Here is a 26,200-nt window from a genome sequence, read left to right as displayed (position 1 = left end):
TCTTTCTGTCGTTTGTTCAGTGTCTATAAAAGTGTCTAAGGCCATAAACATAATGTCCATTTAATAAATAATGGACACTATCGGGATATTGAGAAAATAAGAAAAGTGGGGTTCAGCGGACGCTTACACCTAACCAATGGGGTGAGTATATTGAACTGTGGTGGTTCAGCCTGCTTTGGTGTCGCTTAGCAGAACATGCCTTTGAGTAAAAACCTAGCGTGGGTGTGACAACCCAAACTTAAAGTGATTGAAAGCAAGTGAAGCAGACCGTGCATGTTAGGTATGTGTGATTGTGAGTAGCGGTAGATCAGTTGCCGAGCTGGTCAATATCGTAATCTAAGGCAAGGGTGTGGCAATTTGCCATGCCCTTTTAATGCCCTGAGAAATGTCATGTGTAAGCAATATCAGGGCACCTATGGCGGTTCCCTTATTCGTAGTGGTTTGAGATTAATTACCGCCACCCAGATTATAATCAGGTTTAATTCATGAAATATATCGCATTGATTTTGGTTTTAGCTTTGCCATTGGCAGCAAGTGCAGGATTTATCAAGGGTGGGAAAGGCTCTTGTAGTGCTGTAAGCAATCCATTCTGTAAAGATCGTTAATCATTAAAACTACAAATGTCGGACCTAGTTATTTCTAGCTATAACTTAGTTATTTTTAGCTATAAGCACACATTTAGTTACCCAGATTCAGGAGAAACAAATGCTCCGATTTCTTCGCAAGTTATTCTGCCTTCATGCATTCGATTATGAATCTGACATATTTGCAGAAGTCGAATGTCGTAAGTGTGGTAAAACAAAGCCTGAATGATTTCTCCGACTTGCCGGACGTATTACGGCATATAAGACCCCGCTAAATATGCATTATTGGCGGGGTTTTTCTTTTCTTATTTGGTGGTGTCTTATGGATGTGATCGAAGCACAGCGAAACCTTAACCGGTATAAAACCAATGTTACGGCATTGCAGCAGGTTCATCCACAAGACCTAAACTTCGATGAGCTAAATACAATTACAACGCTCATTAAAAAGCAGAACAAACTAATCAATAACATTGAAGAATCACTTCAACGAGGTGAGCGCCGTGAACGTGGATGATCAAGCAAGACTGGATGCGTTTAAGCGTGACATGCATCGAGATATAACCAACCGCAAACGATTGTTTAAGGCTGAGACAGGCTTAGCGATTAAAGATATTGAATTGGCATTTGTGGATATATCTACATTGGATCGCCCTAATGATCATTTGCTGAATGAAATCATAGTGACTGTGGGTGACTAAGATGAATGTGAGTAAGTTTGCTGAGAAAGTTGGCCTAGAAAAAATCAAAGATATTGTGGCCAATGCTCATGAAGAGGCTATCTATTACGTGGATGAATGGACAGATAGCTTTGGTGGTATTCATGGATATTGCACGGATAAGTTCTTTGTTGGCCACAGCAATCCAAACACTTATTACCGACTGAATGATCTTAGGGAATTCATTAAACAACATGAGCAAACGTCATGACATGTGCATCGTGTGAAGCAAGGCGTGAATGGGTAAGAAAACAATATGAACGATCAAAAGAAAGAATGCGGTTGTGTATCGAACGACTTACTGGTTCAGCTGATCGAACAGAACAACCAGCTGATAAAACAGAACAATCAACTGATTCAGATCAACAACGAGCAGAACGCACAGATCAATGAACTACTGATTCAATTGACTGAAGATGATGATGAGCCTAAACGCTCTGGATATTTGGATGATTAGATATGAATAACAAAGATGAAATATTAAAGGTCGTGGGCATTGAGGTTCCTAATGGTGGTGTGTGCCAGGGTACCAAAGTGAAGCTGAGCAATGGCCAGTACCTAACAGGTATTCAATCAATTACGCTTCGTGGCGATACCGATTCAAAGCTCTGGTCATTAAGTCTTGAGATGCGCCCGGATTTTGTTGATCAGCAAACAATTGAAGCTGTATTAGCAAATATCAAACTTGTTAAGTCTGAGCAAGCATCACAGCGAAAAGAAGCCATTCGTAAGCAGGTTGAACTGCTTCAGGCTGAATATGCCTATTTAGGTAAATATGTTGAAACTACTCAGGATGAGAAGAAAGCTATTCCACCGGAAATACAAACTCCACCAATTAAGCTGGAATGATTATGAGTCGACCATGCCGTGAATGGGGTTGCCCCAACTTAGTTAAGTCGCGTAGTCAGAAGGGCTACTGTGATGAGCATGTATCAAAGCGCAGTGGCTGGACTCGTCGTGTAGATCGATCAGGCTCCACAACTGAACGTGGTTATGGCCACACATGGCGTAAGCTGCGTGAACGCATCTTGAAGCGTGATCAATATCTTTGTGTTGCATGCAAATCAAAAGGCCGAATAGCTGAGGCTACAGATGTCGATCACATCAAGGCTAAAGCACACGGCGGAACAGACGAACCAGATAATCTTCAATCATTGTGCACGCCGTGCCATAGAGAGAAGACAGCAAATGAAGGAAAACAAAATGGATAATCAACACAAGAAGATCAAAGGCTATCGAGATTTATCGCAGGCTGAAATTGATTTGATGAATGAAGTCAAAGCTATTGGCCCGCAAGTTCAAGCCGTGATTGAAAAGGTTCAAAAGCACATTGCGACCCAACGATATAACTGTCGATGTGATGCAAATATGCAGGTGTTAGATGTAGAGGAGGATCGTCGCCTTGATGCTGCAACACCAGAGCGCTTCGCTGCTATGGCAAAGACAGACTTTCAAACTGGTTTGATGTATTTAGTTCGCGCCGTTGCTCAGCCTACAAGCTTTTAAATGGGGAGGGGGGTATGGAAAAGTTCAGAGCCCTGCTCTTAAATGACCGCCCCCTTAGTCACATTTTTACGTGAGCGAAATTAAAAATTCAGGGTGTTGACATGGGTGGAGTAAATGCGGTAGCGGGTGCAGGTCGCAAACCCAAGGTTAAAGCTACTGGTGATACTGATTTTGAAAATGTATTTGATATTGATGTGCCGGAATACATGGAGCATATGAGTAATGCCGTTGTCATGTGGAAGTCCATAGTTCCTGAATTGCTCAAACGGAAAATTCTAAAAGTCACGGATTTGCACAACATCGAAATGTTTTGCATGGCCTACCACAACCTGCGCGAAGCACAGCATGAAGTTGTTTTATATGGGGTTACCATCCAGACCGAAACTGGCCGAATAAAAAATCCAGCACTAACTGCCGTGAATGAAGCATCAAAACAACTGGCTTCATTTGGGGCAATGTTAGGACTTGATCCAGCTTCACGGGCTCGTTTGATGGGCAATAATGGCAAGCCCAAAAACAATCCATTTTCTGAGGTGCTGAATATGTAATGTGGGGTAGATATGACAGCTTTCCCAAACGTAGACATTGCGAATAAGTGGGCGAAGCAGGTCATAACAGACAAAATTCCTGCATGCAAATGGGTCAAATTGGCTTGTGAGCGCCATTTAAACGACCTAAAAAACAGTAAAAATAAAGATTTTCCATACAAATTTGATGCGAAATTAGCAGAAAAGAAGATCGCATTCATTGAATTATTGCCGCATACAAAAGGTGAATGGGCCTTAAAGCGACTCAAAATTACGCTGGAGCCCTGGCAGAAATTTGGTATTGCCTGCACATTCGGTTGGGTCCGTAAAAAAGATGGCTTCCGCCGGTTCCGTGAATCGTATTGGGAGATTCCGCGTAAAAACGGAAAGTCGGCAATTGCTGCAGGTGTGGCCCTGAATATGTTCGCCAATGATGGTGAGTTCGGTTCAGAAGTTTATGCCGGTGCAACAACAGAGAAGCAGGCATGGGAAGTATTTAAGCCTGCTCGACTGATGGCGGTACGTTCACCTGAGTTTATCGAAGCAGCTGGCATCCTGATCAATGCTGGTAGTTTGGAAATCCCAGATGATGGCTCAATCTTTGAGACCATTGTTGGTGATCCGCCAGATGGCCAGTCACCGCATTGCGCAATTGTTGATGAATACCATGAGCACCAGACGAATGCATTGTATGACACGATGCAGACCGGTATGGGTGCACGACGTCAACCGCTCATGTTTGTGATCACCACAGCAGGATTCAATATTGATGGCCCGTGCCATGACATGCGATTGCGTGTCCAGGATATGTTGCTTGGTACTGTGCCTGATGATGAGCTGTTTGGCTTTATCTGGACAATTGATGAAGGTGATGACTGGACTGATCCTAAGGTTCTGCAAAAAGCAAACCCGAATTTTGATGTATCTGTTTATGGTGACTATCTAGAATCGCAGCAACGAAAAGCCATTAATAACCCGGCACGCCAGAATACATTTAAAACAAAGCATTTAAATATCTGGGTATCAGCTCGATCTGCTTATTTCAATATGGAGAAGTGGCACAAATGTGCTGATAAGTCACTGCAGCTGGAAGACTTTGCAGATGATGAATGCTTCATGCCACTGGATCTGGCATCCAAGATTGATATCTGTGCCCGGATTAATCTGTTCTACAGAATAATTGACGGCAAAATCCATTACTACTGTGTGCGTCCACAATTCTATCTTCCTTCTGAAACTGTATATGACGGTGAGGAAAAGGTGGTAATTGATCGATACCAGAAGTGGATGAATCAGGGATTGCTTGAGGTACATGACGGTGCTGAAACGGATCTTGATTTGGTGGCTTCGGATTTGATTGCAGATTCAAAAAAAGTGAATTTGAAAGAGGTGCCATTCGATAACTGGGGCGGTCGTCAGATTGCTAAAACGCTTGGTGATAATGGTCTTGAAGTTGTTGAGATCGCTAAGAACACCAAAAACTTTAGCCCGCCCATGAAAGAGCTGGTAGCGGCAATTGCTGCCGGTCGTTTTCACCATGATGGAAACCAGATTTTATCCTGGATGGTTGGCAACGTGATCAGCAAACCAGATGCCAACAATAACGATTATCCACGCAAACAGAAGAATGCTTTCAAAATTGATGGTGCCGTATGTTTGCTGATGGGTATTAATCGGGTCCTTACTCTCAATAGCAATCCTGAAGAGGAAAACCTTTCGAGTCATTTGGAAAAACACGGGATTAGGAAATTGTAATGAGCTTAAAAACAAAAATTGGGGAGCTGCTTGGTTTCAAGTCTGCCCCCCAAATTATTTCTAGTCCCGATGATTTGGCAAGAATCTTTGGGACTGAGTATGTTACAGGCACCAGGACTGTAACGCCATTAACGGCCATGCAACTCACTACGGTATTTACCTGTGTTCGGGTCCTGTCTGAATCTATGGGAATGTTGCCATGTCGTTTGTATAAAAAGGATGGGCGTAACAAGTTACCAGCAGAAAGTCATCGGGTGCATGACCTGCTATATGTTGCTCCAAATGACTACATGACAGCTCAGGAGTTTTGGGAGCTGCTCATGGTGTGCTTATGTCTACGTGGAAACTTTTACGCATACAAAGTTTACGCTTTAGGGCAGGTTGTCGAGTTACTTCCAATTGATCCTGGCGCAGTTACACCAAAGCTGAATGATGACTGGACTGTGGAGTATCACGTCAATTTCAAAAATGGCGGTACCCGGATCTTATCTCAGGATGAAATCTGGCATGTACGGCTATTCACTCTGGATGGCCTTAACGGCTTAAACCCGATTGCCTATGCCAGAAAGTGCATCGGACTTGGATTGGATACCGAGGACCATGGTTCTAAGCTGTTTAAAAACGGTGCTGTGACCTCCGGTGTTCTGGAAACCGATGAATCATTAACAGATGAAGCATTTAATCGACTGAAAACAGAATTTACTGAGAATCATACTGGTCTTGCAAACACTTATAAGCCAATGATTCTGGAGCAGGGGCTGAAATGGAAGCCGACGGCATTAAATCTAGAAGATTCTCAATTTCTGCAGACCAGACAATACCAAGCGACTGAAATTTGCGGATTGTTCCGGGTGCCACCGCATTTGGTGGCCAATATGGAAAAAATGACGCTCAACAATATTGAACACATGGGCATGAGCTTTGTGAACTACTCACTTGTGCCATATATGACCAGGATTGAGTCGCGGATTCGGGTGGGTTTGCTTAATGAGCAGGACCGCAAAAGTTATTACGCCAAATTTAATGCCGGTGCACTGCTTCGCGGTGACTTAAAGGGTCGTTATGAATCTTATGGAAAGGGTATTCAGTGGGGAATTTTAAGTCCAAATGACTGCCGCGAACTGGAAGATTTAAACCCACGAGAAGGTGGTGACATCTATTTGACACCAATGAATATGACAACAAATCCTGAAGGTGAAAGTGATGCAAACAAAGCAGCGTCTTGATATCCCATTAAAGATTAAATCTTTATCTGAAACGGGGGAGTTTGAGGGCTATGGTTCGGTATTTGGTGTTGAAGATAGTTATTCGGATGTGGTAGTTCAAGGGGCTTTTCAAAAGTCCCTTTCTTTATGGGCTGAAAAAGGACGGCTACCTTCATTGCTCTGGCAGCACAAGATGTCAGAGCCAATTGGCATCTATACCGAAATGAAAGAGGATGAGCACGGTCTTTACGTGAAAGGCCGTTTGCTGATTGATGATGATCCACTGGCAAAACGTGCTTATGCCCATGCAAAAGCCGGAAGCCTGGGGGGGTTATCTATCGGCTACATCCTCAAGGATTGGGAATATGACTCTGCTAAAGGAGTCTATTTACTTAAAGAAATTGATTTGTGGGAAGTGTCCTTGGTGACAATGCCTGCAAATGATGAAGCGCGTATTTCAGATGTGAAATCGATGCTACAGAAGGGTGAAACTCCTTCACCAACGAAAGTTGAACGTGCCCTGCGAGATGTTGGGTTCTCACGATCACAGGCCAAGGCATTTATGTCTAAAGGCTATGGTGCGATTGATTCTCAGCGAGATGCTGAAAGCCAAAACGAAGCACTGCAATCATTGAAAGAATTAACAACATTTTTAAGAGGCTAAATATTCATGGCTATTGATGAAAAAGATATTGGCGAAGTTGCCAAAGAGTTAAAAGGCGCATTTGAAGATTTTAAAAAATCAAATGATAAAGAACTTGAAGCTATTAAAGCTGAAAAGAACAAGCTTGAAGAAAAAACCAACCAGTTAAATGAAAAACTTGGTGAAATTGACCAATTGAAAGCTGATCTTGAAAAAGAATTGAAGTCAGCAAAACGCCCAGGTGCACCAAAGGGTGATATCGAAGCACATAAAAAAGCATTCATGCAATTTGTGCGTAAGGGTGTGGATGATGGCCTTGCTGATCTTCAGCAAAAGGCAGTTCAAGTAGCTGTTGAGGCGGATGGTGGTTATGCAGTTCCTGAAGAATTGGATCGTACGCTGCTTGAAATCCTGAAAGATGAAAGCCCAATGCGCCGTGTGTGTAATTCAATTACTATCGGTACATCTGACTATAAAAAATTGGTTAGCTTAGGTGGTGCTGGTTCAGGCTGGGTAGGTGAGACGAGTGCACGTCCGGCGACTGGCACACCAACATTGGCACAGATCGCTGCAACTATGGGAGAGATTTACGCGAACCCACAGGCAACACAAACTTCACTGGATGATGTGTTCTTCAATGTAGAGCAATGGTTGTCTGAAGAGATTGCCCGTGAATTTGCCGAAAAAGAAGGTGCAGCTTTCCTATCTGGTGATGGTACCAACAAACCGAAAGGTATTTTGGCTGCCACTATGGCTCTTACTGGCGATGACGTTCGTGCATTTGGTCAGCTGCAAAACATCAAGTCTGGTGCAGCGGGTACATTTGCCGGTGATAACCTAATTGACCTGATTTACTCGCTTAAACGCGGTTATCGTCAAAATGCTTACTTCATGATGAACGGTTTGACCGTAGCTAAAGCGCGTAAGCTGAAAGATAACGATGGTAATTACTTATGGCAGCCGGGCTTGCAACAAGGCCAGCCATCCACTTTGCTTGGCCATGGCATTGAAGAAAACGAAGATATGCCGGATGCAGTAGCAGATGCAAACGCTATCCTGTTCGGTGACTTCAAGCGTGGCTATACCATCGTAGACCGCATGGGTACTCGCGTTTTACGTGACCCGTTTACTAATAAACCATACGTTGGTTTCTATACCACGAAACGTGTTGGCGGCATGCTGACTGACTCTAATGCGATTAAGGTTTTAACCTTGTCTGCATAATTAATCTGCTTACTGAATAAGGTCCACAATAGGGCCTTATTTTTTGGAGATCTAAATGCCAATTATTGTAGTAAAAGAGTCGTTTCGTATTGCCGAGGATGGCAATCATGTTGTCGATTATGCTGCCGGTGAACATGAAGTTTCTGAACGTACTGCCGTTGTTGCAGTTGAACATTTGCAAGTCGCAACACTTAAAACTAAGCCAAAACCAGTAAAGGGTAAAGTAAATGAGCCAATTTCTGACACTGGAACAGGTGAAGCTGAATCTCAGAATTGATCATGCTGAAGAGGATGATCTTCTAAAATTTCTTATTAGTGCTGCTTTTGATGCATTTGAGCAATCAACCAATCGGAAACTTTATGCTGCTGATTCGATCATTCCAGAAGATGTTTTAAATGGAATTAATATTTCAGACTCAATTATCCAGGGCGCATACCTTTTAATTGGTCACTGGTATAAAAACCGGGAAACGGTCGGTACTGGCACTGAATTACCAATGGCCACAGACTGGCTATGGAAAAGACATCGGTGGGTGAATTTATGAGTTTAGAGGCAGGCAAATTACCCCACCGCATCACCATTCAACATGAAATTGAAGGTGAGCAAGATCAGGTCACAGGTCATGTTCCTATCATCTGGGCTGAATTCACCAAAGTTTGGGGGAAACTTGAGGCTTTATCTACAAAAGATCAGCTTCAAGCCCAAGCCATTAATTCAACAATGACAGCGCGGTGCCGCATTCGATACAGCTCAACAGCAAGTCAGATTAATTCAACGATGCGCGTGTTATTCCGTAGCAAGTATTGGAAAATTGACGGTGATCCTATTCCAGATAATGAAAGCGGTTTGGAATGGCTTACTTTGAACCTCTCAAATGGCGAATCATCATGGCAGTCGAACTAAATATTGAAGGCATGGATCAGTTCAAGCGGAAGATAGAGCAGCTTTCAAATCCTAAAAAAGTTAAACAAATTGCACGTAAAGCAGGTCGACAAGCCATGAATCTTGTTCGTGATGCAGCACGTACAAATGCCAAAGCGATTGATGATCCTGAAACATCATCTAGGATTTGGAAAAATATTGTAACGCAAGGTGGTAAAAGCCGAAATTCGAATGAAGTTAAGCTCCGTGTAGGTGTGCGTGGTGGATCTGAATTTTGGCGAATGAATAAGGGGATGTTTAGAAAGTCGGATGGTAGAACTGTTCGAATGGATAGTCCTTACTATACCTATATTCCAAATGACACCCGTAGTTGGTGGCTGGTTGAGTTTGGCACAGTTAAAACAAGAGCACAGCCATTCATGCGTCCAGCTTTATCTCAAAACATTGATGAAGCCACAACCAAGTTTGTTCAAGTATTCGATGCTGAAATCACGAAAGCATTAAGCGAGGTCAAATGACAGTACCTATATTTAAATTGCTCAATGCCAGTGATGAGGTTAAGACCTTTCTGCAAACTGGCAATAAGTTGCGAGCTTATGAGTTTGGCCTGGCACCAGATGCACCGCAGAAGCCGTATTTAGTTTGGCAGGATATTTCCGGGATTCCTCAGAACCATTTGGATTGCCCGGCCAATACTGATCACATCACAATTCAAATTGATATTTACACTACAAATCCTACGCAGCTTTCTTTAATAAAAGAGGCGGCACGAAAGGCGCTTGAGGTTGATAACTCATGCACGGTGACAAGTTTGCGCGGCAATGAGCGAGAGCCTGAGACAAAGCTTTATCGAACCGGTTTTGATTCAAACTGGTTTGTAGATCGATAAACAGAATTTTCCACATAGCACCCAACTGGGTGCTTTTTTTATGCCTAAAAATTGAGGAGTAGCTACTCATGGCGAAAAAAGGCGTTTTATCAAACGGCACAGCGGTATGGATTGTCCACGGTACTGTTCCAACATTAACAAAGATGGGTTGTATTAAGGCTTTGGCTCTGGGTGATGATAGCGCCAGTGAAATTGATACAACATGCCTGGAAGAAACTAGTACCAAAACTTCTGAATTTGGACTTAGTACACCAGGTGAAGGCTCAATTCAAATCGATACTGATCCTAAAAACTTATCACATATGACTTTGTTGGAGCTTGCTGCCAATAAAGAAAAAGTAATGGTCTATGTTGGTTGGTCGGATGGTATTGCGGAGCCAACATTAACGGGCAGCGATATCACATTGCCTACCACTCGCACATGGTCACACTTTGAAGCAATTCTTCGCAAAGGCTCACCAGTGTTCGCCGTTGATGCAATGGTGAATCACACAATTCCTATGAAGCGACAAACCGAAGTAACTGAAGAATTTAAGGTGACTCCATAATGGCTAAATTGACTTTAGAGAAAGCAAAAAAAGCAGTCGGGATTGGTAGCCTAGTTGAAAAAACTATTAAGTTTCGCGGTGTAGATGGCAACCCATTTGAAGGCGAGATTTATATTAAAGTCCTGTCCTCAGATGAGGTTGCAAATATCACAGATATTTTGAAGCTAAAAAAAGACGAAAAATACACCATCAGTCAATACCGTGATGCAATGTTGGTACAAACTGTCTTTGAAGGGAAAGATAAACCGTTTTTTCCTGATTTAAAAAGTACAGGCCAAGTGTCTGACGAGATGAAGGTCGCAATGTATTTGGCTGCTGATCAGGTTATTAATTTCACGGGAAAGTACTGGATCTCGATGAAGAGTCAGAATTCTACTGTGAACTCGTCAGCTGCGGAATCGGTGGGCGAACCATCGCAGAAGCAAGAAGAAACCTAAGCAATGCCGAACTCCAAATATGGAAAGCCTTTCGACAAAAGAGAGGATCTCTTTTTGTTGGTCGGCGTATCGAGCAGGGTTTCGGTAACTTGATGGCACATTACACGCAGTTTAAAGTCGGAAGCGATGCAGAAGTCGATGCTTATAGTTTTATGCCTCATGAAGAGGCTCCAGAATTGACTTTTGAAGAACAAAGAATGAAAGACCTTAAAAAGAAATCAGGTTAGCTTGGTTTCTTTTTAGTCACATATGATCTAAATGATTTTTTGATATTAGAATCAAATTATTGTTAAATATGCTCTATGATAAATTAAGAAGAATTCTTATGGATATTCAAGAGGCAATAGAAGTTGCAAAAGCGGAGCTGTTAAGAATTTTCGCTGCAGAAAAACCAAAATCTATTCGACTTGAAGAGGTGGAGTTGGATGACTCTAGAGATTGGGTTATTACCTTGAGTTATCTTCATCAAGCTGATCCATCTAATGATGTTTCAAGTACATTAGGACTTATGGCAATAGCAGCAGCATTAAACTCTAATACTCGATCATATAAGAAAGTTATTATCAATAAAAATACAGGCCAAGTTGAGTCGATAAAAATTCATAAAAATGGATAGATTAATTAGAAAGATGCAAAAGAAAGGGGTTTTGTTAGATACAAACCTCTTGATTTTATTGGTAGTTGGTTTAGTTGATACTAAGTTAATAAGTACGCATAAAAAATTGAGAATTTATTCAGAAGATGATTTTAAATTACTAGTTGGTATCTTAGATACAAGTTCCAAATTGGTAGCAACACCACATATTTTAGCCGAGACAAGCAATTTAGCAATACATGGAATGTATAATGAATTAGAAGCAAAAACATTCTTAGTGCTGAAGGGTATTACTTCGAGTGATAAATTTGAGGAAGTACATGAATTGATAAAAACTATTACTAATCATGATGGATATTTAAAATTTGGTGTAAGTGATATAGGTTTGCTAGAAGCCCTAAGCAATGGATATGTTCTTTTAACTGATGATTGGAAGTTGAGTGGATATGCTGAACAAAAAGGATATGATGTTTTGAACTATAAAACTATTCAGTATCAAATTGCAGAATATCTATAAGCATTTAACAACCTCCTTCGGGAGGTTTCTTTTTGTTCGGTAAATTAGTATCTTGTTCTAAATTATAAATTTGGGGTGGGGTATGGCTATAAATCCGTGTAAAGAATGTGGTGGACCAGTAAGTGATAAAGCTGAAAGTTGCCCTAAATGTGGGGCGAAGCAACCAAAAAAAACCAGTGTGCTGGCATGGATTGGATTAGTGCTTATTATTTTGGCTGGCATAGGAATGTGCGCTGAAGAAACAACCAAAAGTAATTCCGAGCAAACCCAAGAATCAAAACCTATAGAATCAAATGAGATAGTTAAAACAGAAGAGCCAGCACAACAGGTAGAGCAACAAAAAGATAAATGGGAATATAACACCACGAAGGATGAAATGAGGGGTGTGGAAACCAAATTTGCAACTATCGTTAGTGAGAATACCGTAAATTTTGATTTTCCATATGACGGTGGTTCGAAGCTGATTTTAACCCTTAGAAAAAAGGGAAATGAAACTGATGTCATGGTCACAATATCAAAAGGACAGATACTGTGCGGAATAGATGGGTGTGAAGCTGCATTTAAATTTGATAAAGGTGCGGTGCAATCCATAACAATGGCTGAACCTGATAACCATGCATCTGATGTTTTGTTTGTGATGTATGACAATACGGAATCAAAAATTATTAATAGTCTTAAAAATTCAAAAAAACTGGTAATAGAAGTTCCTTTTTACCAAGAGGGAAAGAAGCAATTTACTTTTGATGTCAGCGGCTTAAATTGGAGTCTATGACATAAAAATTTAAAAGCAATTTAATCAAAACAGTGAAGCGCCCAATCGGGTGCTTTTTTATTGCCTGAGGTTTTGTATGAGTACCAAGCTTGGAACATTAACATTAGATCTAGTTGCAAAGATCGGTAATTTTACTGGACCAATTAAAGACGCAGAAAAGCAAACCAAACTTAGCTTCGACAACATGCGAAATCATGTTAATAATTACGGTGCTGTCGCAGTGGCGGGGGCTGCTGCTGTTGGGGCGGGTGTTTTTGCAATGGCGAATGAGTACGCCAATGCAGCCCGTGAATTACAGATTTTTGCGTCAATCTCAAATACCACTACCCAAGAATTTCAAAGAATGGCTGTAGGTGCCAAAACAATGGGTATTAGCCAAGAACAACTTGCAGACCAATTAAAAGATTTTAATGAAAAATTGGGTGAGTTCATCACAATTGGTTCAGGTGGTGCAGTCGATTTCTTTGAACAAATTGCAATTAAAACTGAGGGGTCTGCGGAAGGTGCGAGAAAATTAGCACTTGAAATGCAAAATCTTTCTGGTCCAAAAGCGCTACAGCTGTACGTTGATAAATTAGAAGAAGCTGGCGCCACTCAACAGCAAATGTCTTTCTATTTGGAAAGCATGGCTTCAGACACTACAAACCTAATTCCGCTTTTAAGGGATGGTGGTAAAGGTTTTGAATATTGGGCTGATGCTGCTGAACGCGCTGGCGTGATTATGGATGAATCAGCTATCGCTAAAGCCAATGAGCTTAAAGTGCAGATGGAATTGCTGGGCTTACAGGTTGATGGTGCAAAAAACAAATTCATCCAGGGGTTAATGCCCGCACTGGTATCAGTCGGTGATGGTATGTCTAATGCCGCAACTGAAACAAACTTAATGTCTGATGCAGGCGAAACCCTTGGGGAGGTATTTAAGGGGGTTGCTGCAACTGGCATGGGTGTTTACGCAGTTGTTAAGATGCTATCGAATGCGATTGCAGGATTGGCATTTGATGCTGTCAATGCAAAGAAAACTGTAGATCTTGCGGCTGAAAAAGGCACCTGGGCAGATAAATTACCAGGTGTTAAGTTTGCTAAAACAGCAATCTTTGGTGTGACAATGGCTAAAGCACCTAATAGTGGTGTTGCTATGGCGGCCAAGGACAATGCAAAGGTTGCTGATGATGTCGCCAGTTCAATCGGTAGAATTTACAGCAATGCTGTCAATCAATCTGTGTCGGCAATGGCTAAAATCCAAGGTAGTCAAGCGGGCGTAACAAAAGGATCTGATGAGTGGATCAAGAAGCAGAACGAGGCTTCTAAGTCTGCTGCTAAAAATAGTAAAGCAAATAGTGATGCTGCTAAGGCGCTACGTGAATACAATCGATCTGTTGAGTTAGGTAAACGATTAATCTATGAATATGGTGATGAGCAATTACGAATCGCGGAAGATTTACGAAAGGATCTAGATGAAATCCAGTCAGCTTCTTTGAAGCCTGAGGCAAAAGATCGCTATGCGGCTGTAGCAAGAATGCAAGCAGATGCGCGCAAGAAAGCCTATATCGCTGAGCTTGATTCTGAGCTAAATGAGCATAAAGCAACTGAAGAAGAGAAGCTTAAAACAGAACTCAATATCAATAAATTGCGATTAGACGGTCAAAGAGGTCTAAATGAAAATGAGTTGAAGTTGCGTAAACAGGCTCTTGATGAACAATATGCATATCAAAAGAGAACTCTAGAAATATCTCAAGCTAAAGAACTTCTTCAAACCAAACAACTTTGGATGAGTGCAGGTGAGTACGCACAGGAATACTATGCTTTAGTTCGTGAAGAAATTCTTAACACTCCATCTTATTCACCTGAGATGAAGGATGCATTAATCCAGCAAGCAAACTACCAACAGAGCACTGAACAGGCTGGAGAGAGCGACCAGGCTATTGCAGATTACCGCGATGTAATGGGGTATGAGGAATCGCCACTCATTAAGCAGTACGAAGTACTGGATAAAATGCGTAAGCTCGACCTTATAAATGAGGAAAAGTATCAACAAGACAAATTAAAATTACAGGCATTATCAACCGCCAGCTATATGGAAGGGATGATCGGTGGTTTCGCAAGTCTTGTAGATGAAAACTCTAAAACCTATGCGGTGCTGTTTGCTGCTCAAAAGGCTTTTGCGGTTGCCCAAGCGATGTTAAATATTCCAGCGGCATACTCGAAAGCTTATGATGCTGTAGTAGGAACCCCATATATTGGTCCATATATCGCCCCAGCTGTTGGTGCTGCTGCTGCTGCCTTACAGGTTGCACAAGCCGCAAGTATTAAAGGGGTTGGTTATGCCGATGGTGGTTTCACTGGTTACGGTGGAAAATATGAACCTGCCGGTATTGTCCATAAAGGTGAAGGTGTTTTAACACAAGAGGAAATTGCTGCACTGGGTGGCCCGTCAGGTTTTTACGCATTGCGCGATTCTATTCGTAATGGTTTTGCTGATGGCGGTTTGGTTATGGATGCACCAAAGGTTTTAAACCCAAGCCAAAATCCAGAAGTTAAAAAGGCTATGGATCAGGTGCAGTCGAATACTGGACAACCTCAAGTCAACTTGAATCCAAACTTCGTCATTGTTGATGAGCGTGAAAAACTCGGAGATTATTTATTTGGCTCTGATGGCAAGAAAGCCTTTGTGAAGTTCTTTAAGCAGAATCGCAGGGAATTAGGAATTGCATAAGCCCACTTCGGTGGGTTTTCTTTTATGAGGACAAAATGAAAATACAAACTGAACAATTTGGCGAAGTCCACGTATTAACAAATTGCCCTCTATTGAGTTCAACCGAGCGTCTGGAATGGATGACTGAAGTTCATGAAGCGGATGATGGAAGTGAAGAGAGATATCCGCTACGTGATACGCCTAGACAAATCCTAAGTTTTAACTACACTCAGATGCGTAAAGCCATGGGCGATATGTTTCACATGCTGTCTGCCAATCTGCGAAAACAGTGGGGTATTCCGCTGCGACAGATCAAGCGAGTCATTCCTGATATGGTGAATGATGATTACATCATTCTCGATACAACCAGCACCATAGCCGACCTTAGAGTCGGTTTTGCTTTTATTGAGAGTAGTGAAGGTGGTCAGGTTGTTGAGATTATTGAACGTGGTAGACACATCATCATCCAGGAAGAAATCCGGGACCCGGAAACCGATGAAGTGACTCAACCACTCATTACTGAATACCAGGATGGCTTTCGATTGGCAGCAAATATCACGGCAACCAATGCGGTGATGATGCCATTGCGGATCTGCATTATTGATGGTGATGCTTCAATCAATGCCGGTGGCTTCTGGTCCAATGCTTCCATGGTCTTTCGTGTACTGGCTGAAGACTTGCCAGAGCATCCAGGCGATATGCCAGACCAGTACAAAGGCAATGATATTTATTTTAAACCGTTGCTACTCGATGGTGACTCTATCGAAATCACCATGAGTCAGCATCAAAATGTGGTGGATAACAGCGTTGGTGGCTTTCAGTCATTTACCCATCACACCAAGGTAAAGCAGTCCAAACCATTTAAATCACTGGTTAGAAGTTGGGATGAGTTTCAGGAATTTAGACGATTCCTGTTTCGTCGTGGTGGCCGTTATCGTCCGTTCTGGTTGCCGCTATATGAGCAACATCTGAATATTTTAAACACTGGCAATATCACCACCAGCTTAAGCACCAATACCAAATACCTGATTGAAGCTGGCCGGAATTACATCGCAGTTAAGCGCAAGGATGGCAGCTGGACAGCGCATGAAATCACGGCACGAACGGGTGGTTCATTAACGGTTTCACCAGCAATCAATGCACATCGAAATGATGTTCAAACCATCTGTTACATGGGCCTTTACCGCTTCGATGCTGACCAGATTGAGTTTCAATTTTTGGGTGCCGGCATTTCACAAGCAACCACCCCCATTTTGGAGTTAGAAAGCTAATGGATATTCGTGTAGAGCTTTACCAATTCAAGCATGGGGATAAGGCTTGGTACTTCACCAATCACCGTAAAGATGTTGTACATAACGGCATCACCTATAAGAAAGTGCGTGGTTTAGACCGGGATGCCATTGAAGATGCAGACATCGATAAGTGTGAAATTGAGGTAATTTTCCCACAACCTTACCCGCTTAAAAATGATGACGATGACGACTTTACAAGCATCTTCCTGAATAGGATTTATTTTGAGTCGGTGTATTTAACTGTACTGGAACTTGAGCAGAATGAAACACTGGTTTTGTTTATGGGCCGTGTGACTCAGCCCAAGTTTGATGATTCTGCTGACACAATGACTTTGGTTTGCTCAACCGGTGAGTCCTATTTAAACCGGACCATCCTGACACGCAAATTCCAAAAGACCTGTCCGAATTCAATTTATGACCGCTGGTGTGGGCTGAAATTTGAAGAATGGGCATTCGATGTGACTGTGACAGCAATCAGTGGTCTGACAATCACATTTACGGTAAATCCAACACAGGTGAAGGATGCTGAAGGCAATCTGGTCTTTGAGCAGGTGCCTGTTCTAGATGAGCTGGGGCAACCAGTCTTAGACGGAAATGGACAGCCAACCTATATAAATGGTGATCCGGTCATGGAAACCAAAACCTATGCTGCAGGTTATCTCAACCGGGGGCTGTTTAAAAAACTCGGCGTTTCTACGTTTGTTGTTGGTAATACAGCAAATACGGTCACTTTGTACCGTGAGCATGTTGGCGTGAAAGTTGGTGATGTAATTCAGCTGGCACCCGGGTGTGATCAGTCCCTAAAAACCTGCCATGAAAAATTTAAAAACGCTGCTCGTTTTGCTGGGCATCCATACATGCCGAGTGAAAATCCGGTAATGAATCAATTAATTAAATAAAGGTGGATTTATGGTTATTGCGCCATGGGTTATCTATGCAATGTGGGCTGTGGTAATTGCGACCGCAGTCTACACCTATGTGCAAATGCGAAAAATGCAGAAGAAAAACCGCCAAAATGCAAACCAGTTGGACGGAACGATTGCAGATGAAGGCACTTCATTTAGTGACATTGCCGGCAGTCCACACATGTATGGAAATATTACCCATCTATGGGGGCAGCGCACAGCAGCAATTAAAAGCAAGGGCGGTAAGTAATGAAAATTTACATGTCTGATATTCGAAAAGCAAAAATGTGTGCTCGCGGATCGCGAGCATTTTTTTTGTCTCAAGGTTGGGATTGGCAGGATTTTTTAGCAAACGGCATCGACTTGGAAATCGTCGAAAAATCTAATGATGCAATGGTACAGCAAGTTATTAACATGCTGCGCTGTGACTTTCTTTTGAACTTAATAGTGTGCGCGGTTGATGCTGTTGTAAATGCTGACAGTGAAATTGAAGCACTTGTTTTTATTGACTGTGTGATGGTATTGAAAAAATGGATTGGGGTGAGTAATGGGCGGAAGTAGCAAACAGACGATTGGTTATCAATATTTCTCATTTTTTCTGCTTTTTATCGGCAACCCAATTGAAAAGATGCTGGGGATTAACTTTGATAAGCGCGGATGGCAGACACCATTAATTGATGACTCGGGCAATCCTTTAAGTGTGGGGGTTATAGAGAAAGCAACTTTATATGGAGAAAACGAAGGTGGAGTAGCAGGCCAAATTCACGCAAGATATGGCACAAGCAGTCAAGAAGTGGTGTCTTTTTATAAAGAATATATGGAATCGAAAGGGCTTCAAGCTTCCGCATATCCTTTTCAGTCCTACTTGGCTTTTCCTGATTTTTACGTCGGCAACTCAGGCTACATGAAAGAAATGCTGCTTTGGCCAAAGCGAACAAGAATAAGAAATGATGGTCGCAGACAATGGTATGAAGTGCGTGGGGATGGGGCGGTTGTTTGTGAGATAGGCACAAAATCAATAAGTTCTAGGGATATTGAAGGAAAGGATTTTAATTTCTCATTTAAGGTGAAAAACACGGATACTTTTACTCGGCCAGGCATTGAAAATGAAATCATAAATGAGCGCGAAGTTAAAGTGGTTTATCAATATGATCCAAACTCAGATAGCTTGATCCCCAATTATTATCGTACTACTGATCATTATTCAAGAAGCCCATCTTACGGTCATGGCCCTTACTACTATTATAAGCGAGAAATCGACATTCATCCGGATACGATGGGTCTTGTCGAACTAATAATTGATGTTGAAATGAAATCCACTGATAAGCCGGAGATCGAGGTAACACAAGGTAATATCGTATCAATTGATGACCAAACCATTGAAACAACAGATGAGCGCGGAAGTATAAGTCGAAATGGAATATATCGTGTGGTTGTTCGAGCAATCGGTGGCGAAAGTATTGCAATAAGATTAACAGTAAGCAGGGCTTTGGATGGGTTTGAGGGGCAGATACTTAATAGCTATTTTAGATTAGTAAAAAAACCATTTAGCACCTTATATCTGGACGAAAACCAAGATATAAATCCGATTCATAAAATCCGAGAAATTTTGACAGATGATACGGCAATGGGTAAGCCTGAATCCGATGTTAATGATGCAAACTTTATTAAAGCTGCGGATAGAATATATGATGAGGGTTTGGGTATATCGTGGTCAATTACTGAAAAATCATGTATCGATGCAATTAATGAGCTTTGTTATCACATTGAGTCTGGTATTCGTGTGAATCGTCAAACTGGTCTTTATGAAATGGTCTTGTTTCGTGATGATTGGTTTGAAGAAGATGAGATTCACACCATCACTGAAAATAAGATCAAAAAAGGCAGCATGCAGTATGAAATTACCAATGCTGATGAAGTTGTGAATCAGGTCAATGTGAATTACTACGACCGAGATAATATTAAAAATTCATCCTTTTCAATTTCTGAAAGCGGATTGATTCAGACGCTCGGCCGAGTTAATGCTGAAACTTTGGATTTCCCATATTTCATGAATATGCGCAATGCTGAAATTGTTGCGAACTGGAAACTTAAAATACTTTCAACCGGTGTTTTAAAAGGCTCATTTACGACAGGATGGCGTGAAGCGCGGAAATGGAATCGCTATGACTTAATCAAACTACCTTGGTCTAAGCGTTGGGCTGAACCTATATTGGTTCGGATTATGAACATAAGACTTGGCGGCCCAACCTCTAATGAGGTTTCTATTGAGTGGGTTGAAGTCGTTCCATCAACTGGAATGATGAATACAACGATTGTTGCTGATGCTGGTATTGATAAACCATTGCCGCCTCAAGCATGTCAATATGAACCATTTGAGCTGCCTTATTATTTAGCTGTTATGGCACTGGGTCAGCGTAAAGCTGATGAAGAACTGGCATACGAAAGTAATTTTGGTCTAGTAGGTACTGTTGCTGAAAAACCCCAGGAGAATTCACTTTATGCAGTCATGATGACAAATAACGGTGATGAGTGGGTACGTGCCGGATCAATTCAGTATTCAGCAACTACTGATCTAGACCAGATCATCTCAGAAACTTCATTAAGTTTTACAGTGAAGAACTGGAAAAGGATTGCTAACGTACCGGCTGGGACGTTAATTAAATGTGGCCGGGATTGGTTGGGGACTCCTGGTGAATGGATGGTTTTTCAAAGTATTGATCCATCTACTGGCATTGTTTCAGTTAAACGTGGTGCTCTAGACACTCAACCACAAGGATGGGGAGAAGGCACAAAACTGTACTTCTGCGGAAATGATGTTTCTTATGATCAAACTGAATATATTTCCGGTGAAGAAGTTTTAGTTTCTGCGCTGACAACAACACCGTCCGGCGTTCTTGAGCAAAAAGGTTCAATTCCAATTGAAATGAAAGCTCGCGCAATCAGGCCGTACCTGCCAGCGAATGTGAAATTTAACGATACTTATTTTCCAGAAACATTAATCGTAACAAATAACATTGTTTTGACCTGGGCACATCGCAACCGGGCGCAGCAAACAGGTGGTGAGATTATTGGCTGGTATGATGGAGATGTAACTGTAGAAAGTGGTGTCACATATGCTTATGAGTTGATTTCTGAAAATGTGGTTCTAGATTCTCAGTCAAATATTGCAGCAAATACCGCGACAATTCTTGCATCTGTATTAAAGCCAAATAAACCGCATACATTAAAACTTTGGTCTATGCGGGATGGTTATGATTCATACCAAAAATTTAAGCACTCATTCTTTGCGGAAGCTGTGAGCTTGATTCTATCAGCAAATACAACGAGTAATAATGTATCTGGAAATACTTTAGCAGAGGCAAATATTATCGTTAATGTTGACACTTCATTATCTGCAAATATGCGATTTGATGGTTCAAACATTAAAGGTAAAGCTTCAGCTGGATCAATAATTACAATTGAGGTAGAGGAATAATGGCAACATACACAGGCGTGGCGGATGAAAATGGGGACTTCATAGTCCCTTTTTCGTCTGCGTACACGAGCGGCGAAAAAATTACTGTCACAGCCGAGAAAGATGGTGCAATAAAGTCAATTGAGCTATATGCGCCAAGCGAGGCAGTAGGTGGTGGAGTTATTCAGTTTAGCGGAACCCTTGTGGACTTCCCCAACAATATTGGGGGTATAACAATTTCTCAAATTGCGGGAAGCATTGGAAGCTATGCGTTCTATTGTTACGCAGCAGAATCTAATATCTACAGTAAAGCAACGAGTTTAGTGATACCTGAGGGCGTTACATCTGTGCTAAATTTTTCTTTTTTTGGATGGATATCAGCTAATAGTCTGATTTTGCCGGCTTCATTAAAAATGATAGGTAACAACGCTTTTTCAGGGTGGAGTAAAACAACTAGTTTAGTGATACCTGAGGGCGTTACGTCCATTGGTATAAATGCTTTTTCTAATTGGTCTACCTGCCTCGAAATTGTTTGTTTAGCATTGATCCCGCCAACAATTCAGTCAAATACTTTTGCAAATTTAAAATCAACCTGTATCTTTAAAGTTCCTGCCGAATCCGTAGCAGCGTATCAAGCCGCTCCAAATTGGTCGGCCTTCGCAGCAAGAATCCAAGCTATTTAACGCACCTCCGGGTGCTTTTTTATTGCCAAAAATTTAGGGGGCGAAATGTCTGAAACCACCGCAGCAGTAGCGGAAACATCTGCAGCAGCTTTAGGATCAAAAGCAACAGTAACCGGGGGTGCGGCAAGTTTCGCCGGTTTTTTTATGGGTATCGATTGGATGGGGTGGATTGGTATCGGGGTTGCGGTACTTGGCTTGCTCATCAATGTGTACTTTTCATGGCAGCGGAATCAACGCGAAAAAGAAATTCACGAGCTCACAAAGCGAAAACTAAACGGTGAATGCAATGTCAAAGACTAAAATCTCAGTCGCATTATTAGCAGCTTCGGCTGCTTTTTTTACGTCTTTAGAAATTCGAGAAGGATACTCAGCAAAGCCCTATAAAGATGGTGGGGGAGTAGTTACCCAGGGCATCGGCTCAACAGTCAAACCTAACGGCCAGCCAATTAAAATGACTGATCCAGCCATTACGCGCAAGACAGCTCAGGAGTGGGCAAAGACTCATGTGTCAAAGGATGAAATTGTTTTCCGTAAATCTCTGCAGGGAGTTAAATTGTCTCAAATTGAATATGACACCTATTTAGACTTCACATACAACTTCGGTCAGGCCAATTGGAACAACTCATCCATGCTCCGCAATCTAAAGCAGGGCAAATACATCCAGGCTTGCCAGTCACTGTTGAAGTGGAAATATGTGGCTAAACGTGATTGCTCAGTCCGATCCAATGGTTGTTATGGGGTTTGGAAGCGGCAAGTTGATCGTTATCAAAAATGTATGGGGGCGCAGTAATGTTAAAAACATTCTTAGCCAAATTTTACGAAGCCGTCATTATTTTTCTGACAGCTTTTTTATTGCTTGCACTTATTGGCTTTGGTGTGCAGACATGGCGTGTCAAACACCTAAAAACAAATCTTGAAAATGCAGAACTTAAGTGTGAATCAGATAAAGACAAGATTCATGCGAAATACAAAGAGCAAGCAGAAAAAGATGTCGAAGCATATCGTGAAGCTTTAGCGCAAAGACAAAATACTATTAATCAATTGAGCTCAGACTATGAAACTGAAAAAGCAAAATACAAAGTTAAAGTTGAAACAGTCACTAAGTATGTCGATAAAATTGTTGAGCGTCCCATTTATTTTAATGAGTGCACTGACGATGACGGCATGCAGTCCATCAACTCGCTTATCAAAAGTCGAAGTACCAGCTAACTTGATGCAGCCATGTCCACAGCTTCAAGAGCTTCAAGGAAAAACCGGTAAAGATTGGATGCTTTGGGGTGTGGATACCGTGGATAAATATAATCAGTGTGCAATGCGAAATGATGCATGGATTAAGATTGGGAAAGCCCTCAAGTGAAATTCTAGGAAGGTATTTCAATTAATATGAGATGCCTTCCTTTTTATTATTTAGACTTGTTTTCAACATCAGTTTTTTTGAATTCATCACTGTTTTTTGAATTTTCAGTCTTTATGTTTTTGGATTCAGCTGGAAAATCTAGGGTTGCGATAATCGGCATTGCTAATGCTGAAACACATGCAAAGGGAGATAGTGTTATTAAGATTGCGAGAAAATTGCGTTTTAAACCGAACATAATATTGCCTTAAAAAATAAAATAAAAATTAGAAAATTCAACTATTCAATAGCTATTTGATTTAATAAGAATAAATTTAATTTAAATATCCCTAAAACTTGGTATTTGTATTATTTAGAGTAGGTATTATGTCTAATAAAAAATATATTGACATCAGTACTGAAGACATATCAGTAAAGATTAGGGATTTGTATTGGTATTAAAATCCCTCAAATGAGGGATTTTATAAGTTAGTCTTATATTTAATCAAAGTATCCGTGGGTATTGGCTCGGATCTCAAATGCCAACGTACCAGGTAATAGGCAAACCAAATACTGGGAATTAAAAGCAAACCAAAACCAAACCACAAGGAAACAGCAAGAGCAAATATTGAATTGACTATTCCAAAAAATGAACCGAAATAAACAAGATATGGATGATTTTTTTTATTCATTAACCAACCAATATTCATTGCGAATAAAATAACTATGGCAATCAAGACAGAAAGTGGAAATAGAATCACTTCAAGAAATTGGACAGCTGTGAGGGTGAGTAAAGTAGGTGAATGGCTTAGATACTCAAAGAGCCTATCAATATTGTGATGAGGTCCCATCCCAATTAATGCTATATAAAAAAAGGGTAGAGTGAACAACCAAATTATGCAGGTGGTCACAATTTTTATTATCACTGATTTCACCTATCATTAATCCAGCTCATCCAAGACAACTTATTTTAACTTAGTCGGAAGCTTGATATAAAATTTTAACTTCTAATCAAACTCAAAACTACAAACTCACACCCGTGCTCACAATCAAAACAACTATGCCAGACAGCCCAGCCTGCTTTTTTGTTCCATGACTCAGCAAATTTCATGCAGTGTTCAATGTGAGAGTATTCCCATGTTTTCATTTTTATTCTTTCCGACAATATAGGCGTATAGATTATGCTTTGATGGTATAATTTACGAAAAGAGGACTATAACCCAAGGCACTTTTTCTTTTAGTGGTACATTTAGTAGTACATATTTTAAAGTGTAAAAATAAATATAATCAAAACAATTATTTAAACTATAATTCTTATGCACGCTGAGCGCACCAAATCAATAGCTAAACATACAAAAATATATTCTGAAAGCCTTTAAATATAAGGCTTTATAATAAAAATATAGCAGAATATAACAAAATAAATAAGGATATAGTTGCAAGTTATAAGGATATATATGAGGATATATTCGATTCTATCCACTTTTGTATCCTTATTCTGACTATGGCCAAGCACATAACACCGCTCTCAGATTCCAAATGCACAAGCGCCAAGCCACAAGATAAAGACTATTCTTTATACGATGGACAGGGCTTAATTCTATTTGTCAGAAAAAGTGGCACTAAGGTATGGCGATATAAATATAAAAAAGCCAATGGTAAAGATGGATTGATGACATTGGGCAACTTTCCAGCACTAAGCCTAAAGTCAGCAAGGGATAAACGCCGCGAATATGAAAAGTTATTGGCACAGGGTACAGATCCAATCGAATATGAAGAAATCCAAAAGTATAAAAAGGACAACTCATTTAGTTTTGAAGCCATAGCCCGGGACTGGCACAAGGAATACAGCAATACAGGCAGATGGATACCCGATACAGCAAACAAAGCATTAAGAAATTTAGAAGAGTATGTATTCCCTTTGATTGGAGAGAAGTCTGTTGATGAAGTGAAGCCTAAAGATTTGGTTATGGTTTTGCGGTCAATTGAGGAAAAAGGATTTACAGAGGTACTTAAGAAAACAAGACAGAGATTTAGTGCCATCTTTGCTTATGCAATCTCAAGAGGTTTATTAGAAGAAAACCCATCCTATTTTTTAAAGGATGTATTTGTTAAGACCAATAAGGCAAAACACTATCCGCAGTTGCCACTTGAGCGACTGCCTGAACTATTACAGCGATTAAACAGTGATACTGGTTATCCATTAACAAGATTATGCACGGCGTTTACTTTACATACTTTTGCGCGTTCTAGTGAAGTACGTTTTGCTCGTTGGACTGAGTTCGATCTTAAAAAGGGGATATGGACCATACCACCAGAGCGGGAATTAATAGAAGGGCAGAAGTATTCTAATCGTGGTGCCAAAATGAAAACTGAGCATCTGATACCTTTATCGCCTCAAGTCATTTCTATTCTTAATGAGATTTATATCTACAGCCACATGACTAAAAATGTCTTTCCCAAAAACGGCGACCCTCAAGGCTTCATCAGTGAAACTACAATTAATAATACTTTGCGCCGTTTAGGGTATGACACTGATAATGAGATATGCGGGCATGGCTTTAGGGGTATGGCTTGTTCTGCATTGGTGCAAAGCACTCTATTTCAAAAAGAAGCAGTAGAGAAGCAAATGAGCCACCAAGAACGTGACCAGGTACGTTTAGCATATACGCACCAAGCTGAATACATGGAAGAACGAAAAGCTATGCTGAATTGGTGGAGTGACTACCTGGAAGCAAATCAGAACAACTTTATAAGTCCTTATGACTTCACGCAGCAGCTTTTAAGCAATGATGTGATTAATTTTAAATACGTAAAACTGGCTAAGTGATAAACCTTATCGCTCAATCTGCATTTTAATATATTTCCCTAGAAACTCTGAACCGTACCGGGTTTGTCGGAGACTCAATATTCTGAGAGAATGTCCCGATGAAAAAAGTAAAATATACCCCTGAAATCAGAGATAGAGCGGTTCAATTATTGATTGAATCCGAAAAAGATTATCCATCGAATTGGGCTGCGATCACGGCTATTGCGC

Annotated in this window: 36 protein-coding genes and 1 pseudogene; 35 read left to right on the top strand and 2 right to left on the bottom strand. The window is 41.0% G+C overall.

Annotated elements, in window-relative coordinates; genetic code table 11:
• The first annotated feature begins 906 nt into the window (after window positions 1-906).
• The 33 genes from FTT83_RS12695 to FTT83_RS12535 all read left to right on the top strand — a co-directional run bounded on the left by FTT83_RS12695 (window position 907) and on the right by FTT83_RS12535 (window position 23,039).
• Window positions 907-1,098 (top strand): hypothetical protein, encoded by a 192-nt coding sequence (locus FTT83_RS12695; RefSeq protein WP_180176672.1) that lies wholly within the window; start codon window positions 907-909, stop codon window positions 1,096-1,098.
• A complete protein-coding gene (locus FTT83_RS12690; RefSeq protein WP_180176673.1) occupies window positions 1,085-1,282 on the top strand; it encodes a hypothetical protein in 198 nt (65 codons plus the stop codon). The genes FTT83_RS12695 and FTT83_RS12690 overlap by 14 nt, the downstream gene beginning before the upstream one ends.
• A gap of 1 nt (window position 1,283) precedes the next feature.
• Window positions 1,284-1,511, top strand: coding sequence for a hypothetical protein (locus FTT83_RS12685; RefSeq protein WP_180176674.1), 228 nt, complete (start codon window positions 1,284-1,286; stop codon window positions 1,509-1,511).
• A 45-nt stretch (window positions 1,512-1,556) separates the two neighbouring features.
• Window positions 1,557-1,757, top strand: coding sequence for a hypothetical protein (locus FTT83_RS12680; protein WP_180176675.1), 201 nt, complete (start codon window positions 1,557-1,559; stop codon window positions 1,755-1,757).
• 2 nt (window positions 1,758-1,759) lie between these two features.
• Window positions 1,760-2,149, top strand: coding sequence for a hypothetical protein (locus FTT83_RS12675; protein WP_180176676.1), 390 nt, complete (start codon window positions 1,760-1,762; stop codon window positions 2,147-2,149).
• A 2-nt stretch (window positions 2,150-2,151) separates the two neighbouring features.
• Window positions 2,152-2,511 (top strand): HNH endonuclease, encoded by a 360-nt coding sequence (locus FTT83_RS12670; RefSeq protein WP_180176677.1) that lies wholly within the window; start codon window positions 2,152-2,154, stop codon window positions 2,509-2,511.
• Entirely contained in the window at window positions 2,504-2,806 is a 303-nt protein-coding gene (locus tag FTT83_RS12665) for a hypothetical protein (protein WP_180176678.1), read from the top strand. The genes FTT83_RS12670 and FTT83_RS12665 overlap by 8 nt, the downstream gene beginning before the upstream one ends.
• 101 nt (window positions 2,807-2,907) lie before the next feature.
• Window positions 2,908-3,354 (top strand): phage terminase small subunit P27 family, encoded by a 447-nt coding sequence (locus tag FTT83_RS12660; protein ID WP_180176679.1) that lies wholly within the window; start codon window positions 2,908-2,910, stop codon window positions 3,352-3,354.
• 12 nt (window positions 3,355-3,366) lie between these two features.
• Window positions 3,367-5,088, top strand: a complete 1,722-nt coding sequence (locus FTT83_RS12655) for a terminase large subunit (protein WP_180176680.1) — start codon at window positions 3,367-3,369, stop codon at window positions 5,086-5,088.
• Complete coding sequence (locus FTT83_RS12650; protein ID WP_180176681.1) at window positions 5,088-6,314, top strand: phage portal protein; 1,227 nt, start codon at window positions 5,088-5,090, stop codon at window positions 6,312-6,314. The genes FTT83_RS12655 and FTT83_RS12650 overlap by 1 nt, the downstream gene beginning before the upstream one ends.
• Window positions 6,292-6,957, top strand: a complete 666-nt coding sequence (locus tag FTT83_RS12645) for an HK97 family phage prohead protease (protein ID WP_180176682.1) — start codon at window positions 6,292-6,294, stop codon at window positions 6,955-6,957. The genes FTT83_RS12650 and FTT83_RS12645 overlap by 23 nt, the downstream gene beginning before the upstream one ends.
• Window positions 6,958-6,963: 6 nt before the next feature.
• Complete coding sequence (locus FTT83_RS12640) at window positions 6,964-8,160, top strand: phage major capsid protein (protein WP_180176683.1); 1,197 nt, start codon at window positions 6,964-6,966, stop codon at window positions 8,158-8,160.
• Window positions 8,161-8,215: 55 nt separating this feature from the next.
• Window positions 8,216-8,437: a hypothetical protein gene (locus FTT83_RS12635; RefSeq protein ID WP_180176684.1), complete on the top strand. Its 222-nt coding sequence runs from the start codon at window positions 8,216-8,218 to the stop codon at window positions 8,435-8,437.
• The gene (locus FTT83_RS12630; protein ID WP_180176685.1) at window positions 8,388-8,705 is read left to right on the top strand and encodes a head-tail connector protein; all 318 of its coding nucleotides are present in this window, start codon (window positions 8,388-8,390) and stop codon (window positions 8,703-8,705) included. The genes FTT83_RS12635 and FTT83_RS12630 overlap by 50 nt, the downstream gene beginning before the upstream one ends.
• Window positions 8,702-9,064 carry a phage head closure protein gene (locus tag FTT83_RS12625; RefSeq protein WP_180176686.1) on the top strand — a complete coding sequence of 121 codons (363 nt, stop codon included), beginning with the start codon at window positions 8,702-8,704 and terminating at the stop codon, window positions 9,062-9,064. Before FTT83_RS12630 ends, FTT83_RS12625 begins: the two co-directional genes overlap by 4 nt.
• Complete coding sequence (locus FTT83_RS12620) at window positions 9,049-9,561, top strand: HK97-gp10 family putative phage morphogenesis protein (protein ID WP_180176687.1); 513 nt, start codon at window positions 9,049-9,051, stop codon at window positions 9,559-9,561. The genes FTT83_RS12625 and FTT83_RS12620 overlap by 16 nt, the downstream gene beginning before the upstream one ends.
• Entirely contained in the window at window positions 9,558-9,932 is a 375-nt protein-coding gene (locus FTT83_RS12615) for a DUF3168 domain-containing protein (RefSeq protein WP_180176688.1), read from the top strand. The genes FTT83_RS12620 and FTT83_RS12615 overlap by 4 nt, the downstream gene beginning before the upstream one ends.
• Before the next feature lie 68 nt (window positions 9,933-10,000).
• Window positions 10,001-10,480, top strand: coding sequence for a phage tail tube protein (locus FTT83_RS12610; protein WP_180176689.1), 480 nt, complete (start codon window positions 10,001-10,003; stop codon window positions 10,478-10,480).
• A complete protein-coding gene (locus FTT83_RS12605; protein ID WP_180176690.1) occupies window positions 10,480-10,917 on the top strand; it encodes a hypothetical protein in 438 nt (145 codons plus the stop codon). The genes FTT83_RS12610 and FTT83_RS12605 overlap by 1 nt, the downstream gene beginning before the upstream one ends.
• 92 nt (window positions 10,918-11,009) lie before the next feature.
• Complete coding sequence (locus FTT83_RS12600; protein WP_373456131.1) at window positions 11,010-11,144, top strand: hypothetical protein; 135 nt, start codon at window positions 11,010-11,012, stop codon at window positions 11,142-11,144.
• 98 nt (window positions 11,145-11,242) lie between these two features.
• Complete coding sequence (locus tag FTT83_RS12595; RefSeq protein WP_180176691.1) at window positions 11,243-11,533, top strand: hypothetical protein; 291 nt, start codon at window positions 11,243-11,245, stop codon at window positions 11,531-11,533.
• Between the two features lie 13 nt (window positions 11,534-11,546).
• Window positions 11,547-12,029: a hypothetical protein gene (locus FTT83_RS12590; RefSeq protein ID WP_180189943.1), complete on the top strand. Its 483-nt coding sequence runs from the start codon at window positions 11,547-11,549 to the stop codon at window positions 12,027-12,029.
• A gap of 82 nt (window positions 12,030-12,111) precedes the next feature.
• Window positions 12,112-12,801 (top strand): zinc ribbon domain-containing protein, encoded by a 690-nt coding sequence (locus FTT83_RS12585; protein ID WP_180176693.1) that lies wholly within the window; start codon window positions 12,112-12,114, stop codon window positions 12,799-12,801.
• A gap of 76 nt (window positions 12,802-12,877) precedes the next feature.
• Entirely contained in the window at window positions 12,878-15,514 is a 2,637-nt protein-coding gene (locus FTT83_RS12580; RefSeq protein ID WP_180176694.1) for a phage tail tape measure protein, read from the top strand.
• Between the two features lie 35 nt (window positions 15,515-15,549).
• Window positions 15,550-16,764 carry a hypothetical protein gene (locus FTT83_RS12575; protein ID WP_180176695.1) on the top strand — a complete coding sequence of 405 codons (1,215 nt, stop codon included), beginning with the start codon at window positions 15,550-15,552 and terminating at the stop codon, window positions 16,762-16,764.
• Window positions 16,764-17,684 carry a phage BR0599 family protein gene (locus FTT83_RS12570; RefSeq protein WP_180176696.1) on the top strand — a complete coding sequence of 307 codons (921 nt, stop codon included), beginning with the start codon at window positions 16,764-16,766 and terminating at the stop codon, window positions 17,682-17,684. Before FTT83_RS12575 ends, FTT83_RS12570 begins: the two co-directional genes overlap by 1 nt.
• Window positions 17,685-17,694: 10 nt before the next feature.
• Window positions 17,695-17,940 carry a hypothetical protein gene (locus FTT83_RS12565; RefSeq protein WP_218951851.1) on the top strand — a complete coding sequence of 82 codons (246 nt, stop codon included), beginning with the start codon at window positions 17,695-17,697 and terminating at the stop codon, window positions 17,938-17,940.
• 11 nt (window positions 17,941-17,951) lie between these two features.
• Window positions 17,952-18,251: a hypothetical protein gene (locus tag FTT83_RS12560; RefSeq protein WP_180176671.1), complete on the top strand. Its 300-nt coding sequence runs from the start codon at window positions 17,952-17,954 to the stop codon at window positions 18,249-18,251.
• A complete protein-coding gene (locus FTT83_RS12555; protein ID WP_180176697.1) occupies window positions 18,238-21,168 on the top strand; it encodes a hypothetical protein in 2,931 nt (976 codons plus the stop codon). Before FTT83_RS12560 ends, FTT83_RS12555 begins: the two co-directional genes overlap by 14 nt.
• On the top strand, window positions 21,168-21,830 hold the full coding sequence (locus tag FTT83_RS12550; protein ID WP_180176698.1) for a leucine-rich repeat domain-containing protein: 663 nt from the start codon (window positions 21,168-21,170) through the stop codon (window positions 21,828-21,830). Before FTT83_RS12555 ends, FTT83_RS12550 begins: the two co-directional genes overlap by 1 nt.
• Before the next feature lie 45 nt (window positions 21,831-21,875).
• On the top strand, window positions 21,876-22,130 hold the full coding sequence (locus FTT83_RS12545) for a holin (RefSeq protein WP_180176699.1): 255 nt from the start codon (window positions 21,876-21,878) through the stop codon (window positions 22,128-22,130).
• Window positions 22,117-22,620 carry a lysozyme gene (locus FTT83_RS12540; RefSeq protein ID WP_180176700.1) on the top strand — a complete coding sequence of 168 codons (504 nt, stop codon included), beginning with the start codon at window positions 22,117-22,119 and terminating at the stop codon, window positions 22,618-22,620. Before FTT83_RS12545 ends, FTT83_RS12540 begins: the two co-directional genes overlap by 14 nt.
• A complete protein-coding gene (locus FTT83_RS12535) occupies window positions 22,620-23,039 on the top strand; it encodes a hypothetical protein (RefSeq protein WP_180176701.1) in 420 nt (139 codons plus the stop codon). Before FTT83_RS12540 ends, FTT83_RS12535 begins: the two co-directional genes overlap by 1 nt.
• Window positions 23,040-23,233: 194 nt before the next feature.
• Here the strand turns inward: FTT83_RS12535 and FTT83_RS12530 are convergent, their stop codons facing one another.
• A complete protein-coding gene (locus FTT83_RS12530) occupies window positions 23,234-23,422 on the bottom strand; it encodes a hypothetical protein (protein ID WP_180176702.1) in 189 nt (62 codons plus the stop codon).
• A 223-nt stretch (window positions 23,423-23,645) separates the two neighbouring features.
• Window positions 23,646-24,098, bottom strand: coding sequence for a hypothetical protein (locus FTT83_RS12525; RefSeq protein WP_180176703.1), 453 nt, complete (start codon window positions 24,096-24,098; stop codon window positions 23,646-23,648).
• Between the two features lie 569 nt (window positions 24,099-24,667).
• Between FTT83_RS12525 and FTT83_RS12520 the strand changes: the two genes are divergently transcribed.
• Together FTT83_RS12520 and FTT83_RS12515 are read left to right on the top strand one after the other, a co-directional pair.
• Window positions 24,668-25,993, top strand: a complete 1,326-nt coding sequence (locus FTT83_RS12520; protein ID WP_180044596.1) for an integrase arm-type DNA-binding domain-containing protein — start codon at window positions 24,668-24,670, stop codon at window positions 25,991-25,993.
• Between the two features lie 98 nt (window positions 25,994-26,091).
• Window positions 26,092-26,200, top strand: a pseudogene (locus FTT83_RS12515) (adenylosuccinate lyase); the annotation flags it as partial.

Origin of the sequence: Acinetobacter sp. YH01018 (assembly GCF_013420295.1) — a bacterium.
Taxonomy (GTDB): Bacteria; Pseudomonadota; Gammaproteobacteria; order Pseudomonadales; family Moraxellaceae; genus Acinetobacter.
Note: the sequence above shows the minus strand (reverse complement) of the source record. Positions and strands in the feature narration are given on the sequence as shown.